The 16409-nt window shown below is 66.1% G+C and carries 15 protein-coding genes; 10 read left to right on the top strand and 5 right to left on the bottom strand.

Features of this window, described 5'->3' with window-relative positions:
• Positions 1 to 5: 5 nt before the first annotated feature.
• The gene (locus ACZ9YD_RS03940) at positions 6 to 848 is read right to left on the bottom strand and encodes a toll/interleukin-1 receptor domain-containing protein (protein ID WP_465073851.1); all 843 of its coding nucleotides are present in this window, start codon (positions 846 to 848) and stop codon (positions 6 to 8) included.
• A gap of 368 nt (positions 849 to 1216) precedes the next feature.
• On the opposite strand from ACZ9YD_RS03940, the gene ACZ9YD_RS03935 reads away from it, so the two are divergent.
• The 7 genes from ACZ9YD_RS03935 (at position 1217) to cls (ending at position 8332) form a co-directional block, all read left to right on the top strand.
• Positions 1217 to 1927, top strand: a complete 711-nt coding sequence (locus tag ACZ9YD_RS03935; protein WP_465073849.1) for a DUF3348 domain-containing protein — start codon at positions 1217 to 1219, stop codon at positions 1925 to 1927.
• A 10-nt stretch (positions 1928 to 1937) separates the two neighbouring features.
• A complete protein-coding gene (locus tag ACZ9YD_RS03930; protein WP_465073848.1) occupies positions 1938 to 4289 on the top strand; it encodes a DUF802 domain-containing protein in 2352 nt (783 codons plus the stop codon).
• The gene (locus ACZ9YD_RS03925) at positions 4286 to 4927 is read left to right on the top strand and encodes an OmpA family protein (protein ID WP_465073847.1); all 642 of its coding nucleotides are present in this window, start codon (positions 4286 to 4288) and stop codon (positions 4925 to 4927) included. The genes ACZ9YD_RS03930 and ACZ9YD_RS03925 overlap by 4 nt, the downstream gene beginning before the upstream one ends.
• Positions 4917 to 5528, top strand: coding sequence for a DUF2894 domain-containing protein (locus ACZ9YD_RS03920; RefSeq protein ID WP_465073846.1), 612 nt, complete (start codon positions 4917 to 4919; stop codon positions 5526 to 5528). Before ACZ9YD_RS03925 ends, ACZ9YD_RS03920 begins: the two co-directional genes overlap by 11 nt.
• Before the next feature lie 318 nt (positions 5529 to 5846).
• Positions 5847 to 6083, top strand: a complete 237-nt coding sequence (gene rpmB / locus ACZ9YD_RS03915; protein ID WP_096209782.1) for a 50S ribosomal protein L28 — start codon at positions 5847 to 5849, stop codon at positions 6081 to 6083.
• 11 nt (positions 6084 to 6094) lie between these two features.
• The gene (gene rpmG / locus ACZ9YD_RS03910) at positions 6095 to 6259 is read left to right on the top strand and encodes a 50S ribosomal protein L33 (protein ID WP_096296520.1); all 165 of its coding nucleotides are present in this window, start codon (positions 6095 to 6097) and stop codon (positions 6257 to 6259) included.
• Between the two features lie 648 nt (positions 6260 to 6907).
• On the top strand, positions 6908 to 8332 hold the full coding sequence (gene cls / locus ACZ9YD_RS03905; RefSeq protein WP_465073844.1) for a cardiolipin synthase: 1425 nt from the start codon (positions 6908 to 6910) through the stop codon (positions 8330 to 8332).
• 13 nt (positions 8333 to 8345) lie between these two features.
• Here cls and ACZ9YD_RS03900 read toward each other — a convergent pair whose 3' ends face one another.
• Complete coding sequence (locus ACZ9YD_RS03900; protein WP_465073842.1) at positions 8346 to 8888, bottom strand: DUF924 family protein; 543 nt, start codon at positions 8886 to 8888, stop codon at positions 8346 to 8348.
• A gap of 106 nt (positions 8889 to 8994) precedes the next feature.
• Between ACZ9YD_RS03900 and ACZ9YD_RS03895 the strand changes: the two genes are divergently transcribed.
• A complete protein-coding gene (locus ACZ9YD_RS03895) occupies positions 8995 to 9414 on the top strand; it encodes a hypothetical protein (RefSeq protein WP_465073841.1) in 420 nt (139 codons plus the stop codon).
• Between the two features lie 257 nt (positions 9415 to 9671).
• On the opposite strand, the gene ACZ9YD_RS03890 is transcribed toward ACZ9YD_RS03895, so the two are convergent.
• Positions 9672 to 10448, bottom strand: a complete 777-nt coding sequence (locus ACZ9YD_RS03890; protein WP_465073840.1) for an AMP nucleosidase — start codon at positions 10446 to 10448, stop codon at positions 9672 to 9674.
• A 176-nt stretch (positions 10449 to 10624) separates the two neighbouring features.
• On the opposite strand from ACZ9YD_RS03890, the gene ACZ9YD_RS03885 reads away from it, so the two are divergent.
• Positions 10625 to 12010 (top strand): amidohydrolase, encoded by a 1386-nt coding sequence (locus ACZ9YD_RS03885; protein ID WP_465073839.1) that lies wholly within the window; start codon positions 10625 to 10627, stop codon positions 12008 to 12010.
• A complete protein-coding gene (locus tag ACZ9YD_RS03880) occupies positions 12007 to 13308 on the top strand; it encodes an amidohydrolase family protein (RefSeq protein WP_465073838.1) in 1302 nt (433 codons plus the stop codon). Before ACZ9YD_RS03885 ends, ACZ9YD_RS03880 begins: the two co-directional genes overlap by 4 nt.
• A 225-nt stretch (positions 13309 to 13533) precedes the next feature.
• On the opposite strand, the gene ACZ9YD_RS03875 is transcribed toward ACZ9YD_RS03880, so the two are convergent.
• Positions 13534 to 14199 carry a response regulator transcription factor gene (locus ACZ9YD_RS03875; RefSeq protein ID WP_465073837.1) on the bottom strand — a complete coding sequence of 222 codons (666 nt, stop codon included), beginning with the start codon at positions 14197 to 14199 and terminating at the stop codon, positions 13534 to 13536.
• A gap of 196 nt (positions 14200 to 14395) precedes the next feature.
• The gene (gene acs, locus ACZ9YD_RS03870) at positions 14396 to 16354 is read right to left on the bottom strand and encodes an acetate--CoA ligase (protein ID WP_465073836.1); all 1959 of its coding nucleotides are present in this window, start codon (positions 16352 to 16354) and stop codon (positions 14396 to 14398) included.
• Between the last annotated feature and the right edge of the window lie 55 nt (positions 16355 to 16409).

Below are 16409 nucleotides of genomic sequence, written 5' to 3'. Positions count from 1 at the left end.
AAGAGTCAGAAAGGAATGTCCACGTCGTCAATATCCTGCACTTCTTCCCGATCCTCTGTCGTATACGAAAGATTCTTTAAACGCTCATACTGCTCTCCAACTCTCTCCGAACTGTCCTTGTATTTCTCCGCAATGTACTGAAGTGCGCCGTCTGCCTTCTTAAGAATATCCAAGGCGTGTTGATAGCCTCCTTCTTGGCTAGCTTGGCTGTCATGAACTTCAATGTGAGCTTCAAGCAGCTCTGAAATTGCCTTTAAAGACAAGGATGGCCTTGCGTTGTTTCTGGAGTTGGCTCTGTTGAGCAGCAAAATCTCTTCAATCAACTCTCGATCAGTCCTTACGGGCTTTTGAGGCTCTCCCTGTGAGGCGCCCGCCAAGATATCGCGCACTTTTTTTTCCAGATCCGGCCACCACTTGTCAAATACGACATCAAGTGTCTTGGGGGCAAGCTTCTGCTCGCCGAGCCTAGAGTTTATTACTCCGATTAATTTATGAAAGTCGGATCTATCAAACTCAGTTGTCTGAAACTGCTTGAGAGGCCCGGCAAGATCCGTGTTCGTGATTCCAAAAATTATTGGACAAATATGCGCTTTATCCAGACTCTTTGATAACGCCCCCGCTTCAAATAGTATCCAGTCGGAATGCAGGTTATCTCGCGTTACACAAAGTATACCCACTTGCGAGCTTTCTAACTCCTTGGCAATGTCGGTTGCCCATCGCGTACCTTTCTCGATATCGGACGGAGTGAAGTAAGGAGTGGCGGACTGGAGAACCCCTGGCAGCCAATCACGTATCGCCTCGGCAAGTTGCCTGCTTAATTGCCCCGACCAACTGATGAAGACCTTCACGATTACTCCTTTGGATCATGTGGGATTGGTGGCGGTCTACGCTTATAGCGATATGCACTGATAGTCCTCAACACCTGCTGACGTGTCAACGACGGATTAGCTGCGGCCACTCGGCCTATGTCTAAGCTTTCCTTCCGCAGCGCGAGTTGCTTTCACCCATATCACAGGGGTGCGACGTTGTATCAGAGTCGTCTCGAATTACTAAATATGCTCTGGAGCCGTCGTAGCCCGCCGGAACTCCCCCATGAAAAGCCGCACGACATAACTGCGCGGCAAGCCGTCAAGCCACTCCGTGGCAGGCGCAACCTGGCAAGCGGGCTTTGTCGGACGCCCCACTGTAAAATCGCCGTCTTTTGCGCGCTCCCTCCTTGGATTCCCCGCCCCGCCCCGCTTTCCACGGCCCGACCTTCATCCGGCTGCTGGCCCGCCTGACCGACGACACGCTGTCGCAAGGCGGCCCGGCGCCGGCCGAGCGTTTGAGCCAGTGGCTCGACTGGACGCGGGCGGTGGTGCTGTCGAAGGTGCTGGACGCGAAGGCGTCCGAGACTGAACAAGATGCGCAAGTCGTTGATCGTGACGACGCTGCCGTCTGCGCCAAGACACGGGCGACGCTGCTGACGTCGATCGCCGAGGCGCCGGAACTGGCGATTCCCCAACCGCAGGCAGCCGAGGCCTCGGACGGTGCCGAAACCGCACCGGAGGCCGCGATCGACTTCGCGCCCTTCCGCCAGCGGCATCTGGCGCTGCAGCGCTCGATGCTGATCGCGACAGGCCGGTTGCGCGGTGATCTGCGCGACCGGCTGGCCCAGCGCTCCACCGATATGGCGCGGCTTGCCGAGGTGGATGCAGTGATGGAGGGCGCGCTGAGCCCGCGCGAGCACGCGTTGCTCGGTGCGGTGCCGGCACTGCTCGAAACGCATTTCGAGCGGCTGCGCGCCGCTGCGGGTGCGTCGGCCACGGATCCGTCCACGGCCTGGCTCGATGGTTTTCGCAGGGACATGCAGGGCGTGCTGATCGCCGAGCTGGATGTCCGTTTCCAACCGGTCGAGGGGCTGCTCGCAGCGCTTCGCACCCACTGACGCAGTCCTTATGTCCTCTAGCAGTCGCCACACCACTCTCCTTCCCGCGCTCGTATTCGCCCTCGGCCTGGCCGTGGTCGGTTGGATCGCGATCAGCTACGTCGGTTCGAACACGCTGGCGCTCGCGGTCTCGCTGTTGATCGGCGCCTGTTATCTCGCCGGTGGTCTGGAGCTGCTGCGTTACCGGCAGGCGACGGCGACACTGGCCGATGGCGTGGCGCAATTGAACGAACCGCCGGCGTCACTGGGTGACTGGCTGGGTGAGCTGGATGCCGGTCTGCGCAATGCGGTGCGTCTGCGCATCGAGGGCGAACGCGTCGCACTGCCGGTGCCGGCCCTCACCCCGTATCTGGTCGGCATGCTGGTGCTGCTGGGCATGCTGGGCACGCTGCTGGGCATGATGGTGATGCTGCGCGGCACCGGCATGGCGCTGGAGACGGCGACCGATCTGCAGGCGATCCGCGATTCGCTGGCCGCGCCGGTCAAGGGTCTGGGCTTCGCGTTCGGCACCTCGATCGCGGGCATCGCGACCTCGGCGATGCTGGGCCTGGCCTCGGCGCTACTGCGTCGCGAACGCGCGCACACCGTGCAACTGCTGGACGTGGCCGCCGCGACGACCCTGCGCACGCATTCGCAGGCGCACCAGCGCGAGGAAACCCTGCGTCTGCTGCAGCAGCAGACCGAAGTGATGCCGGCGCTGGTCGAGCGGCTGGGCGCGATGATGGCGACGATCGAGCAGCAGAACGCGGCGACAGGTGAGCGCCACGCCGCCAGCCAGGACGCGTTCCACGGTCGCACCGAAGCGGTCTACACGCAGCTGGCCGGTTCGGTCGAACGCGCACTGCAGACCAGCGTCGCCGACAGCGCGCGCGCCGCAACGGCCGCGTTGCAGCCGGTGTTCGAAACCACGATGGCCGCGCTCGCACGCGAAACCGCAGCGCTGCAGGCGACAGTGTCGGACGCGGTCGAACGCCAGCTGCAGACGCTGACCGCCGGCTTCGAAGCATCGACTGCAACCGTGGCGCAGCGCTGGCAGCAGGCGGTGGATGGCCAGCAGGCGTCGAACGAGACGCTGGCGCACGATCTGCGCGACGCGCTCGACGGCTTCAACAAGACGTTCGAGCAGCGCGCGAACGGCCTGCTCGGCGACGTCACCACGCGTCTCGACGCGACGACTGCGCAGACCACCGAGCTGCACGAGACCGTGACCGGCGCCGTCGACCGCCAGCTGCAGGCACTGACGACAGGCTTCGATGCATCGACGGCGAGCGTGGCCGAACGCTGGCAGGACGCGCTGACCGCGCAGCAGGCGTCGCATGCCGCACTGACATCCGATCTGCGTACCACGCTCGACGGTATCGGCCAGACCTTCGAACAGCGCGCGACCGCACTGGTAGACGGTGTCGCCACGCGTCTCGACGCGACCGCCGGCAGCGTGAGCGCCGCCTGGAACGACGCACTCGAAAAGCAGACCGCGACCAACGACGCGATGAGCGCGCAGCACCAGCAGGCGCTGACGGCAGCCGCGGCGACATTCGAAACGCATTCGGCCGCGCTGCTGCAGCAAGTGGACAGCTCGCACGCCGGTCTGCAGACCGCACTCGCCGCGCAGGACGCGCAGCGCCTTGCCGCGTGGACCGACAGCCTGACCGCGATGGGCGCCGCGCTTCGCGAGGATTGGGCGCAGGCCGGCGCCGAGACCACGCGCCAGCAGCAGGCGATCTGCGACACGCTCGCGACCACCGCCGACACCATCGGCGCGCAGACGCAGGCGCACGCCAGCGAGACCATCGCCGAGATCTCGCGTCTGGTCGACACTGCATCGGAAGCGCCGCGCGCGGCCGCCGAGGTCATCGCCGAACTGCGCCGGTCGCTGTCGGAAAGCATGGTGCGCGACACCGCGATGCTGGAAGAACGCACGCAGATGCTGTCGACGCTGGACACGCTGCTGAGCGCGGTGAATCACGCCTCGACCGAACAACGCGCGGCGATCGATGCGCTGGTCGCGACCTCCGCCGATCTGCTGGAACGTGTGGGGACGCGCTTCACCGATCACATCGAAGCGGAAACCGGAAAACTCGACGGCGTGGCGACGACGCTCAGCGTCGGCGCGGCGGACGTCGCGAGTCTCGGCGAGGCCTTCGGCGCCGCGGTCGACGTCTTCGGCGAATCGAACCAGCAGCTCGCGACGCGCCTGCAGGGCATCGAGGACGCGCTGGAGAAATCGCTCGCGCGCAGCGACGAACAGCTGGCGTACTACGTGGCGCAGGCGCGTGAGGTGGTGGATCTCAGCGTGCTGGCGCAGAAGCAGATCATCGAAGACCTGCAGCAGCTCGGCGCATCGCGCGCCGCATCCGCATGAGCGTGGAGCTGGAAGACGATTATGAATCGTCCGCGCCGATCTGGGCCGCGTTCGGCGATCTGATGTCGGTGCTGCTAGGCGCGTTCGTGCTGATTCTGGTCGGCGTGATCGGCGTGCAACTGCAGCTGGAAATGAAGCTGGACGCGGAAATCGCCCAGCGCGAGGCCGAGACACAGCGCCGTCAGACGCTCGAACAGGCGCTGGCCGCGCCACTGGCCGCGGGCCGCATCACCCTGATCGACGGCCGCATCGGCATTCGCGGCAGCGTGCTGTTTTCGGACGCGTCCGACCAGCTGCAGCCCGAAGGCCGCGAACTGCTGCAGAGCCTGGCCGGACCGCTGTCGGACTACCTGGGATCGCGCGACGAGATCCTGATGGTCAGCGGCTTCACCGACGACCGCCTGGTGCGCGACGGCAACCGCTTTTCCGACAACCTGGAACTCTCGGCGCAGCGCGCGTTGAACGTGACCCGCGGCCTGATCGCCGCAGGCGTGCCGGCCGAATCGGTGTTCGCGGCCGCGTTCGGCGCGCAGCAGCCGGTGGGCTCCAACGACGACGCCGAAGGCCGCGCGCAGAACCGCCGCGTGGAGATGGCGCCGGTGCCGCGGCAGCAGGCCGCCAAGACCGATGGCCGCTGACGGTATCGACATCGACGCACTGCTCGATGGCTGGCGCGCGCGGGGCGCCGACCGTGTCGATCCGCTGCGCTTCCATCGCATCGCAGCCTTGCAGCGGCACGCGACGGCACGGAACGGCGCGGTGCGGCGCGCACTCGACGCGAAGCTGACGGCGCTGATCGAGGCGTATGCGCGCGATGTCGAAGGCCGATCGCGCGATGCAACGGATGCGACCCCGCAGCGCAGCGCACTGGGCACGCTGGTCGACGGCATGACCGCGCGCGCGCAGGCCGCTGCAGCGGGCGCCGTCTATCCCGAACTGCCGGCCGTCGACGACTTCCGCACGCTGTGGTCGACGCTGCGCACCGGCCGCCAGGTCCGCCAGTCGCTGGCCGAGGTGCCGACCGGCGCCGGCCCGCTGAACTCCGCCGCCCTGGCCCATCGTTCGCTGACCCTGATGGGCGGCCTGTCGCCGGAATACCTGCGCCAGTTCCTCGCCTACGTCGACACGCTGTCGTGGCTGGAGACACTGCAGGACGCCGGCGTGCTGACCGGCAAGGAGACCGGGGCGCCGGTGGGCGCGAAGCCCCGGGCCAAGCCACGTGCGCGCAAGCGGGGCTGAGCGGATTACATCGCGCCCTCTAGGAGCGCCCTTGGGCGCGATGGGGCTTCCCCTGCACTGCGCATCGCGCCCAAGGGCGCTCCTACAAGGCGATTCGATGCCTTCTCGCCCCAAGACCTTGCGCGGCAAGGAGAATTTCCGCAGAATGGCCGGCTCGCTGCGTCCAGCTCATGGAAACATGACTGACCTGCCGTCCGGAAGCGCGATTCCCGACTGCGGTGCACCGAACGCTGTTCCCACCCGTATTGCGCGATGGCACTGCCATCGGGGCCGCCATCTCCCTGGCTAAGGGCGATATCAAATACTTCGAGGTGCGTAATGTCCCGAGTCTGCCAAGTCACTGGCAAGCGTACGACGCATGGCAACAACGTGTCGCATGCCATGAACAAGACCCGTCGCCGCTTCATGCCGAACCTGCATGAGCGTCGTTTCTGGGTTGCCAGCGAAAACCGCTGGATCAAGCTGCGTGTATCCACCAAGGCCCTGCGCACCATCGACAAGAACGGCATCGACGTCGTCCTCGCCGAGCTTCGTGCCCGCGGCGAAAAGGTCTGAGGAGTTAGAACATGGCAGGCAAGCGCGACAAGATCCGTCTGATTTCCTCGGCCAACACCGGGCATTTCTACACCACGGACAAGAACAAGAAGAACACCCCCGGCAAGATGGAGTTCAAGAAGTACGACCCCGTCGTCCGGAAGCACGTGATCTACAAGGAAGGCAAGATCAAGTGATGCAACGACCCGCGCTTCAGCGCGGCTGACGTTGCATCATCCCAGCGAAGGCTGGGATCCAAAAGCCCGCCGCAAGGCGGGCTTTTTTTGTACCCACGGCCCGCGCGCAGAGCGCGTGGCTGCCGGAAGGTCATCCCGGCGAACGCCGGAAGCGCTGTTCAACAGCCGAATGGCTGGTCATCCAGCGCCTCAACACAGAACCCGCCGCAAGGCGGGTTCTGTGTGTCCGGGATCCAGAAATCTCGCGGGAATCCCGTGCGGGCCTCTGCTCGCGCAGCGCGCGCCCCTCGCTCAACCCTTTACCCCGGCGGACACGTAGTCCCGGAGGGAGGGGGTTGGAAGCGATTCCGCAACGTCCGAGCTGCAAGCCCTCGGCTTTAGCCCTCCCCTGCTTGCGGGGGAGGGTTGGGGGGGGGGCGATCCTCCAGATCCACAGAACGCATCATCAAGCGCGAATTCGTGCGCAGGCATTGATAACGCGACCGGGCCGTTCGCCCCCATCCCAACCTTCCCCCCGCAAGCGGGGGAAGGCGTTGCCGAGCGCGCATCACGCACTTTCAGCCTTTGCGTTGCTGGCCTGCGCGTGCGGCGCTCTGAAGCAGGCCGGTTCACCCATCCCCGCCGCATCCGCATGCCACACTCGAATGCATGTCGAATCACGACCTGCACATCGGCCTGTGGATCCTCGTGGCCGACTGGCTGATCCGGATCGCGGCCCTGCTGTGGATTCCGGCGAACACCCGTTCGTCGGCGGCGCGCAGCTGGCTCCTGCTGATCGGCTTCGTGCCGTTGCTGGGTTTGCCGGCGTATCTGCTGCTCGGCCATCCGTGGCTGTCGAAGTTGCGGCGCGAGCGGCAGGCGCAGGCGTCGCGGTTGATCCGGCAGCGGCAGGCGCCATTGACCGCCCTGCGCTGGTGTCCGCCCGATGCGTTCTCCGCGCCGGCGGATGCGGCGCGACTGGTGGAGCGGCTCGGTGATTTCATGCCGACCAATGGCAACGCGGTCGAACTGCTCGACGACTACGCAGTCTCACTGCAACGGCTGGTCGACGGCATTGACGCTGCCACGCACGAGGTGCACCTGCTCTACTATCTGATGCTCGACGACACCGCTGGCCGCACGGTCGCCGGCGCACTCGAACGTGCGGCCAGGCGCGGCGTACGTTGCAGGCTGCTGCTCGATGCGGTGGGCGCCAAACATGGCCTGCGCGCGTTCCGGCGTCCGCTACGTGAGGCGGGTGTCAGCGTGCAGGCCACATTGGCCGGTGGCCTCGCATGGCGCCGCAGTGCGCGAATGGATCTGCGCAACCATCGCAAGATTGCGGTGATCGACGGACGCCTTGCGCTGACCGGCTCACAGAACTTGGCCGATCCGGAATTCGTCGCGGGCCACCCCAATCGCGAAGTCGTCGCGCGCGTGCGCGGGCCGGTGGTCGCACAGCTGCAGGCGCTGTTCGCAAGCGACTGGTACATCGAGACCGGCGAAGTGCTGGACGTCGATGCGCCGCCGATCGCGCCGAGCGGTCATGTGCCCGCGCAATTGCTGCCGAGTGGCCCTGCTTATCCATTCGAGAATGCACGTGATGTGCTGGTCGCGCTGGTGCAGCGCGCGCGTCGACGCGCGGTGCTGGTGACGCCCTATTTCGTGCCCGACGAGGCCACGCTCGGCGCGCTGCGTGTCGCCGCGCTGTCGGGGGTCTCGGTCCAGCTGATCCTGTCGGCGACCAACAACCAGCGCCTGACCGCATGGGCGCAGGCCGGCTTCTACGATGAACTGCTCGCAGCCGGCGTACGCATCGCGCTGTACCGGCCGCATTTCCTGCATGCCAAGCACCTGAGCATCGACGACGACATCGCGCTGGTCGGGTCGAGCAATCTCGACATCCGCAGCTTCATGCTCAATGCCGAGGCGGGTCTGCTGTGCTTCGACGCGGGCGTCGTGGCGCGGCTGCGCGAGATCGAACAGGACTATCTGCGCGAATCGGACGTGCTGGAAGCAGAAGAGTGGAAGCGGCGGCCGACCTGGCGGCGCAGCGTCGAAGGCATCGCGCGCCTGGCGGATTCGTTTCTCTGACTGCGGGAGCGCGCTAGAAGCCGCCGCCTTCGTCGAGCCATGCCTGCTCGTCCGGCGTGTTGACGCGGCCGAGCGCGCGGTTGCGATGCGGGAAACGCCCGAAGCGTTCGATGACGTCGAGATGCGCCTGCGCGTACTTGCGGTACTCGTCGTTGTCGACATCGGCGAACAGCGCGATCGACCACTGCTGATCGGCCAGGTCTTCGGAATGCTCGAACGGCAGATAGACGAAACCGCGCAGATCGGCATCGAAGCTGCGGTCATGGCCGGCGTCGATCATGCGTTGGGCGTACTGGCGGGCGAGGCTGTCGGTCGCGAACGCGTGTCCACTGTCGCGGAAGATGTTCCGCGGAATCTGGTCGAGCAGGATCAGCAGCGCGAGTCCGCCTTCGGCGGTGTCGAGCCAGTCTTCCAGTTCGCGACGACCTGCAGCGAAGTGCGCATCACGGAAGCGCTCGTCGCATTCGCGGTCGAAGGCATCGCCGCCCTGGAACCAGTTCTGCATGCCGGCGTCGCGCCAGAAGGCGACGACATGTTCGGGTGTGATCGTGTCCATGGGGCGCAGATTAGCGCGGCCGCATGTACTGCGCACGACGTGTGGTTTCGTCCCGCGCCGACCTATACTCGTCGCGATTGTTCATCCTCATCTATCGGAGTGCTTCATGACGCGTCGCTCGATCCGCCTGCTGTCTGCCCTGTTCGTTCTGTCCGGTGTGATGCTGCTGGCCGCCTGCCAGCGTGGAGAGGCCGACAACGCACTGCTCGAAGCGCCGGCAGTCGGCGACCTCTACGCTGCCGAGCTCAGCGCGTTTTCCGACTACCCGTTTACGGATGAAAACCAGAAGCCGATCGATCCGGCCTACGGCCTGATGAAGGTGGTGTCCGCTGACGCCGCGGGCGTGGTGGTGATCACCGAGAACGCTGCCCTGGCGGATAAATCGGTCTCGCGCAGCGACATCAAGAGCGACCTGTCGACGATCGAATTCGACGAAAGCGAGCAGATCCAGATCGCAAAAGCCGATCTGATCCAGGCGCATGCGGATGGCCTGATCTATGTGGTGAAGCGCCCTGCGGCAAACTGAGTGCGGCGCGGTGGTGGCATGAAAAAGCCCGGCGGATGCCGGGCTTTTTTTGTGGTGCGGTTCGATCATTGTCTTGAGCCCCTCTCCCTCCGGGAGAGGGGTTGGGGTGCGGGTGCTTTTCGATGCGCATCACGACCAGCCCTCACCCGACGCGCTTTGCGCGTCGACCCCGGATCAGGTCCGGGGCAGGCTCTCTCCCGGAGGGAGAGGTGTTCAGAGCTCAGCGCTCGCAGCGTCAGGAACGACGCTCCGCAGTGCTACTCGTCGAACCGCAGATGCCGCACCGACTTGCCATGTCGGCGGATCAGCTTCAAGGCCTCGATACCGATGTTGATGTGCCGCTCGACGAAATCCGCGCTTACCAGCGCGTCCGACGCTTCGGTCTTGACGCCTTCTGGAATCATCGGCTGATCACTGACCAGCAGCAGCGCGCCGGCAGGAATACGGTTCGCAAAACCGGCAGCGAAGATCGTCGCGGTTTCCATGTCGATCGCCATGCAACGCATCATGCGCAGGCGTTCCTTGAACGCGGCATCGTGTTCCCAGACGCGACGGTTGGTCGTGTAGACGGTGCCGGTCCAGTAGTCGTGGCCGAGGTCGCGGATCATCGTCGACACCGCACGCTGCAGGGCGAACGCAGGCAATGCCGGCACTTCGGGCAGCAGGTAATCGCTGCTGGTGCCCTCGCCGCGGATCGCCGCGATCGGCAGCACCAGATCGCCCAGCTGGTTCTTGCGCTTGAGGCCGCCGCACTTGCCAAGGAACAGCACCGCCTTGGGCATGATTGCCGACAGCAGATCCATCATCGTCGCGGCATTGGGGCTGCCCATGCCGAAGTTGATCATCGTGATGCCATCGGCGGTGGCGCTGGGCATCGGCCGATCGAGGCCGACGACTTCGGCGCCGGTGAGACGGGCGAAATGATGCAGGTAGCCGCCGAAATTGGTCAGCAGGATGTGTTCGCCGAACTGGTCCAGCGGCACGCCGGTGTAGCGCGGCAGCCAGTTCTCGACGATCTGTTCTTTTTCTTTCATCGTCTTCTTCTCCGTATACGCCGCCATTCTCGCATGCGGCCCGCCGCGCTCCGCGGAACGCGCCACCGGTCGCAGCGCGCATTGCGCGGCCGCAGGTACACTCGGTCGCTGTCGCACGTCGCCTCGCCGCCGTGCTGGGGAAATCCATCCGTCCACACGTCTTCGGGGAGTTACCGATGTCCCGCCTGTTGTCTGCCGCGCTCGCGGTTGCTCTGTTTGGTGGCTGCGCCACCACGTCCACATCCGGCAAACCTGCCGCGTCGTCCGACACCTCGCACGTCGGTGCCTCCGCCTATGCCAGCACCTATGCACCGATCGCATCGGCGCCGGTGCTGATCACCAACGCCACCGTGCTGATCGGCGACGGCCAGCGCCTCGAAGGCGCGGACGTGCTGCTGCAGGACGGGCGCGTCAGTGCGGTCGGCGTCGGCCTCGACGCACCGGCGAACGCGCAGCGCGTCGACGGCACCGGCAAGTGGGTCACCCCCGGCATCATCGATGTGCACTCGCATCTGGGCGTGTATCCGAGCCCGGGCGCCAGCGCGCACAGCGACGGCAACGAAATGACCGCGCCCAACACCGCGCAGGTCTGGGCCGAACATTCGGTATGGCCGCAAGACCCGGGCTTCGGCGCGGCGCTCGCCGGTGGCGTGACCTCGCTGCAGATCCTGCCCGGCTCGGCGAATCTGATCGGCGGCCGCGGCGTGACGCTCAAGAACGTCGCCGCGACGATGGTCACCGACATGAAGTTCCCCGGCGCGCCCTACGGCCTGAAGATGGCCTGCGGCGAGAACCCAAAGCGCGTCTACGGCCAGAAAGGCGGCCCGGCGACGCGCATGGGCAACGTCGCCGGCTATCGCGCGGCGCTGATCGACGCGGCCGAATACCGCCGCAAGCAGGCCGGCGATTCGCCCGGCAAGCGCGACCTCAAGGTCGAGACGATGGCCGGCGCGATGGATGGCGACATCCTCGTGCACATCCATTGCTACCGTGCCGACGAGATGGCGCAGATGCTGGATCTCGCGAAGGAGTTCGACTTCAAGATCGCCGCGTTCCACCACGGCGTGGAGGCCTACAAGATCGCCGACCGTCTCGGCGCCGAGGGTGTCTGCGGCGCGCTGTGGGCCGACTGGTGGGGCTTCAAGATGGAAGCCTTCGACGGCATCCAGGAGAACATCGCGATCGTCGACCGCGCGCCGGGGGGCTGCGCGATCGTGCATTCCGATTCCGACGAAGGCATCCAGCGCCTCAACCAGGAAGCGGCCAAGGTCATCGCCAGCGCACACCGCGCGGGCATCGAGATCACGCCCGAACACGCGATCCGCTGGCTCACCGAGAACGCGGCGAAGTCGCTGGGCGTGCTCGATCAGACCGGCACGCTGACGGCCGGCAAGATGGGCGATGCGGTGCTGTGGAACGGCAATCCGTTCACCGTCTACGCACTCGCCGAACAGGTGTGGATCGACGGCGCGCACGTCTACGATCGCTTCGATCCGGCACGTCAGCCGGTCTCGGATTTCATGCTCGGCCAGGGCGCCGCTGCCAATGGAGGTGCCCGATGAGCCGCCGTCTGCCACGCACGATGACGCGCCTGCTGATCGTCGGCGCGCTGCTCGCCGCGACTCTCCCCGTCGCCGCGCAGTCGGTACTGATCCGTGGCGCGACGGTGCACACCGCCGGCCCGCAGGGTTCGCTGCAGAACACCGACGTGCTGGTGCGCAATGGCCGCGTCGCCGCCGTCGGCGCGGGTCTGTCCGCTGGCGATGCACAGGTTGTCGAAGCCAACGGTCGTCCGCTGACGCCGACGCTGTTCGGCGGCGTGACCGGCATCGGCATCGAAGAAGTCTCGGGCGAAAGCGGCACCCGCGACGATCGCCTGTCGCTCGGCGAGGCCAGCGATATGGCCGTGCGGCCCGAGTTCGACGTCACGCTGGCCTTCAATCCCGATTCGATCGTGATTCCCGTGGCCCGCGTGGAGGGCATCGGCTTCACCCTGATCTCGGCCGGCAGCGCGAGTTCGATCATCGGCGGCCAGGGCGCAGTGATGCGTCTCGACGGCAGCGTCGATCCCGCGGGCCCGAAGGTGCTGTATCTCGCGCTTGGCACCGATGGTGCGGAGCAAAGCGGCTCCTCACGTGCGGCGCAATGGATGCTGCTCGACCAGCTGATCGACGAAGCGCGCGGTCGCCTGCCGGCTGACTCGCACGTCGCCGCGCTGACCCCGGCCGGCAAGCGCGCACTCGCCCCGTATCTCGATGGTCGCGGCACGATCGTCGTCGGCGTGAACCGCGCGGCCGACATCCGCCAGCTGTTGCGCTGGTCGAAGCGTCATGGCCTGCGCATCGCGATCCGCGGCGGCGCCGAAGGCTGGCGTGTCGCGTCGGACATCGCGGCAGCCAACGTGCCGGTGTTCGTCGATCCGCTGGTGAACCTGCCGTCGGACTTCGACCAGATCGGCGCGACGATGGAGAACGCTGCGCGTCTGCAAGCTGCCGGCGTGCGCGTCGGCTTCGCCCAGGCCAGCGACGCCTCGCACAACGCACGCAAGCTGCGTCAGCTCGCAGGCAACGCCGTCGCGCACGGCCTGCCGTGGGACGCGGGCCTCGCAGGCCTGACGCGGGTGCCGGCGGAGACGTTCGGCGTCGGCGAGTCCATCGGTACGATCGCGGTCGGTCGCACCGCGGATCTGGTGCTGTGGTCGGGTGATCCGCTCGACGTCACCAGCACCGCCGACCAGGTCTGGTTCGACGGCCGCGCGATCGAGATGCGCTCGCGCCAGACGGAACTGCGGGATCGCTATCTGCGTCCGGCGACGCCGGCGAACGAGGGTGGTTTGCCGCGGGCGTATCAGAAGCGCTGAGGCTGCGAGCCCTCCCCCGCATGCGGGGGAGGGTTGGGTGGGGGCGAACCGTCAGACCTCCGGACACTCGCTTCTAACGCACAAAACCCTGCGGAAGCAGACTGCTTCGCGAGCGGATCATTTGCCCCCATCCCAGCCTTCCCCCGCGAGCGGGGAAGGAGCAGTTCACAGCGTGCGTGAAGAATAAGGCGGGTCGTCACACCAGCGATGCGTGCACGGAACGCGTTAGCGCGCGTCCGCAGGAATCTCGTCGGGATCAGGATCCACCGCGAGCTTGCCGGCGATCAACACCGCCTGCGTGCGATTCGACGCGCCCAACTTGCGCAGCACGGCGGTCATGTGCGCCTTGACGGTCGCTTCCGACACGCCGAGTTCGTAAGCGATCTGCTTGTTGAGCATGCCGTCGCCGAGCATCTGCAGCACACGGAACTGCTGCGGCGTGAGATCGCGCAGGCGCGCGGCGACGTCGTGCTCGCCGGGTGACACACCGGCGGCCGACGCGGCCGCTTCCGGTACGAAGCGATCGCCGTCGAGGACCTGCGTGACCGCGCGCGCCAGCGTTTCGGCATCGGCGGATTTCGGCACGAAGCCGGACGCGCCGTGATCCAGCGCGCGGCGCATCACCGCCGGCTCTTCGCGCGCGGACACCATCAGCACCGGCAGCTGCGGAAACTGCGCACGCAGATGCACCAGTGCGCTGAAGCCGTGCACGCCAGGCATGTTGAGGTCGAGCATCAGCAGGTCGGCATCCGGTTCGGATTCGACCATCGCGTACAGGGCATCCACGTTGTGCGCCTCGCGCAGGCGCGCGTTCGGCAGGGCACGGGAAATCGCGCCGCGCAGTGCTTCGCGGAACAGCGGGTGATCGTCGGCAATCAGCAGGGTGGTCATTGGCGCGCGTGAAGCCTTTGGAAATGGAATGCGTGGGGTGTCGGTGATGCGCGGCCGGTGTGGCATGACGTTGCAATGGCCGACCGCCAGAGCAACGCGCGCGGCGCACGCCGCGCGCGATCGACGACAGATCCGCTGCGAAGCGAGGCATCGCCTCGACCCGCCTGCAGCTCCAGACACATCACCCGCTCCAACGTCACACTTTCGGTATGTACCGGTCCTTGACCAGCGAATCGACAACGGACGGATCGGCCAGCGTGCTGGTGTCGCCGAGCTGGTCGGGCGCGTTCTCGGCGATCTTGCGCAGGATGCGACGCATGATCTTGCCCGAGCGCGTCTTCGGCAGACCCGGTGCCCACTGGATGTGATCCGGCGATGCGGTCGGACCGATCTCGCTGCGCACGTGCTTGACCAGTTCCTTGCGCAGGTCTTCGCTGTATTCCTCGCCGGCCTTGAGCGTCACGTAGGCATAGATGCCCTGGCCCTTGATGTCGTGCGGGAAACCGACGACCGCGGCCTCGGCAACTTTCGGATGCGCGACCAGCGCGCTTTCCAGTTCCGCAGTGCCGATGCGGTGACCGGAGACGTTGATGACGTCGTCGACGCGGCCGGTGATCCAGTAATAGCCGTCTTCGTCGCGACGGCAGCCGTCACCGGTGAAGTAGGTGCCGGGATACGCCTTGAAGTAGGTGTCGATGAAGCGCTGGTGGTCGCCATAGACGCTGCGCATCTGGCCGGGCCAGGAATCGGTGATGACGAGGTTGCCTTCGGCCGCGCCTTCGAGGAAAGCGCCATTGGCATCGACCAGCGCCGGCTGCACGCCGAAGAACGGCTTGGTCGCCGAACCGGGCTTGGCGTCGATCGCGCCGGGCAGCGGCGAGATCAGAATGCCGCCGGTTTCGGTCTGCCACCAGGTATCGACGATCGGGCAGCGGCTGTCGCCGACGACTTCGTAGTACCAGCGCCAGGCTTCCGGATTGATCGGCTCGCCGACGCTGCCGAGCAGGCGCAGCGACTTGCGCGAGGTCTTCTTGACCGGCGCTTCGCCCTCGCGCATCAGCGCGCGGATCGCGGTGGGCGCGGTGTAGAAAATCGTGACCTGATGCTTGTCGATGACGTTCCAGAAGCGCGAGACGTCCGGATAGTTCGGCACGCCCTCGAAGATCAGCGAGGTCGCGGCGTTCGCCAGCGGGCCGTAGACGATGTAGCTGTGGCCGGTGACCCAGCCCACGTCGGCCGTGCACCAGTACACGTCGTCATCGCGCAGGTCGAAGATCGCCTCGTGCGTGTAGCTGGCGAACAGCAGGTAGCCGCCGGTCGTGTGCAGCACGCCCTTCGGCTTGCCGGTGGAACCGGAGGTGTAGAGGATGAAGAGCGGGTCTTCCGCGTTCATGCGCTCGGGTTCGCAGGTGTTCGGCTGGTCGTCGACGACCGCGTCGTACCAGCGGTCGCGCGGCATCTGCATGTCGACCGCGCCGCCGGTGTGGCGCACGACCAGCACGGTTTCTACGGTATTGGTGCCCGGCAGTTTCAGCGCCGCGTCGACGTTCGCCTTCAGCGGCACGCTCTTGCTGCCGCGCAGGCCCTCATCGGCGGTGATGATGAGCTTGCTGCCGCAGTCGGAGACGCGGTCGGCGATCGAGTTCGGCGAGAAGCCGCCGAAGACCACACAGTGCACAGCGCCGATGCGCGCGCAGGCGAGCATCGCGACGGCCGCCTCGACGATCATCGGCAGGTAGATGGTGACGCGGTCGCCCTTGCCCACACCGAGGTTGCGCAGCGCATTGGCGAGCTTGCACACGCGCGCATGCAGATCGCGGTAGCTGACGTGCAGCGATTCGGTGTCGGGGCCGTCGGCCTCCCAGATCAGCGCGGTCTTGTCGCCTTTGGTCGCCAGGTGCCGGTCGAGGCAGTTGACGCTGACATTGAGCTCGCCGTCCTCGAACCAGCGGATGCGGAAGTCCTGCAGGTCGTAGCTGACGTTGCGGATCTTCGTCGGCGCCTTGAACCAGTCGAGGCGCTTGGCGGCCTCGCCCCAGAAGGCGTCCGGGTCCTGCACCGAGCGCGCGTAATCGCGCGCGTAGGCCTCGGCGGTGATGGTGTCGGGACCGGCGAAGCCGGCCGGCGCCGGATGGATTTCTGCGGAATGGGACATGGGATGGAGCCTCCTTCAGACGCGTCCGGCCAGTGTGACGGATTCGCCGCTGCGA

This window comes from Luteimonas sp. AC640a (genome assembly GCF_979256585.1).
The sequence above is the reverse complement of the archived record's forward strand: the minus strand, read 5'-3'. Positions and strand labels throughout refer to the sequence as shown.

Coding starts and splice junctions, on each gene's coding strand:
- ACZ9YD_RS03930 (WP_465073848.1), top strand. CDS start 1,938: ATGTCCTCTAGCAGTCGCCACACCACTCTCCTTCCCGCGCTCGTATTC.
- ACZ9YD_RS03925 (WP_465073847.1), top strand. CDS start 4,286: ATGAGCGTGGAGCTGGAAGACGATTATGAATCGTCCGCGCCGATCTGG.
- ACZ9YD_RS03920 (WP_465073846.1), top strand. CDS start 4,917: ATGGCCGCTGACGGTATCGACATCGACGCACTGCTCGATGGCTGGCGC.
- rpmB (WP_096209782.1), top strand. CDS start 5,847: ATGTCCCGAGTCTGCCAAGTCACTGGCAAGCGTACGACGCATGGCAAC.
- rpmG (WP_096296520.1), top strand. CDS start 6,095: ATGGCAGGCAAGCGCGACAAGATCCGTCTGATTTCCTCGGCCAACACC.
- cls (WP_465073844.1), top strand. CDS start 6,908: ATGTCGAATCACGACCTGCACATCGGCCTGTGGATCCTCGTGGCCGAC.
- ACZ9YD_RS03900 (WP_465073842.1), bottom strand. CDS start 8,888: ATGGACACGATCACACCCGAACATGTCGTCGCCTTCTGGCGCGACGCC.
- ACZ9YD_RS03895 (WP_465073841.1), top strand. CDS start 8,995: ATGACGCGTCGCTCGATCCGCCTGCTGTCTGCCCTGTTCGTTCTGTCC.
- ACZ9YD_RS03890 (WP_465073840.1), bottom strand. CDS start 10,448: ATGAAAGAAAAAGAACAGATCGTCGAGAACTGGCTGCCGCGCTACACC.
- ACZ9YD_RS03885 (WP_465073839.1), top strand. CDS start 10,625: ATGTCCCGCCTGTTGTCTGCCGCGCTCGCGGTTGCTCTGTTTGGTGGC.
- ACZ9YD_RS03880 (WP_465073838.1), top strand. CDS start 12,007: ATGAGCCGCCGTCTGCCACGCACGATGACGCGCCTGCTGATCGTCGGC.
- ACZ9YD_RS03875 (WP_465073837.1), bottom strand. CDS start 14,199: ATGACCACCCTGCTGATTGCCGACGATCACCCGCTGTTCCGCGAAGCA.
- acs (WP_465073836.1), bottom strand. CDS start 16,354: ATGTCCCATTCCGCAGAAATCCATCCGGCGCCGGCCGGCTTCGCCGGT.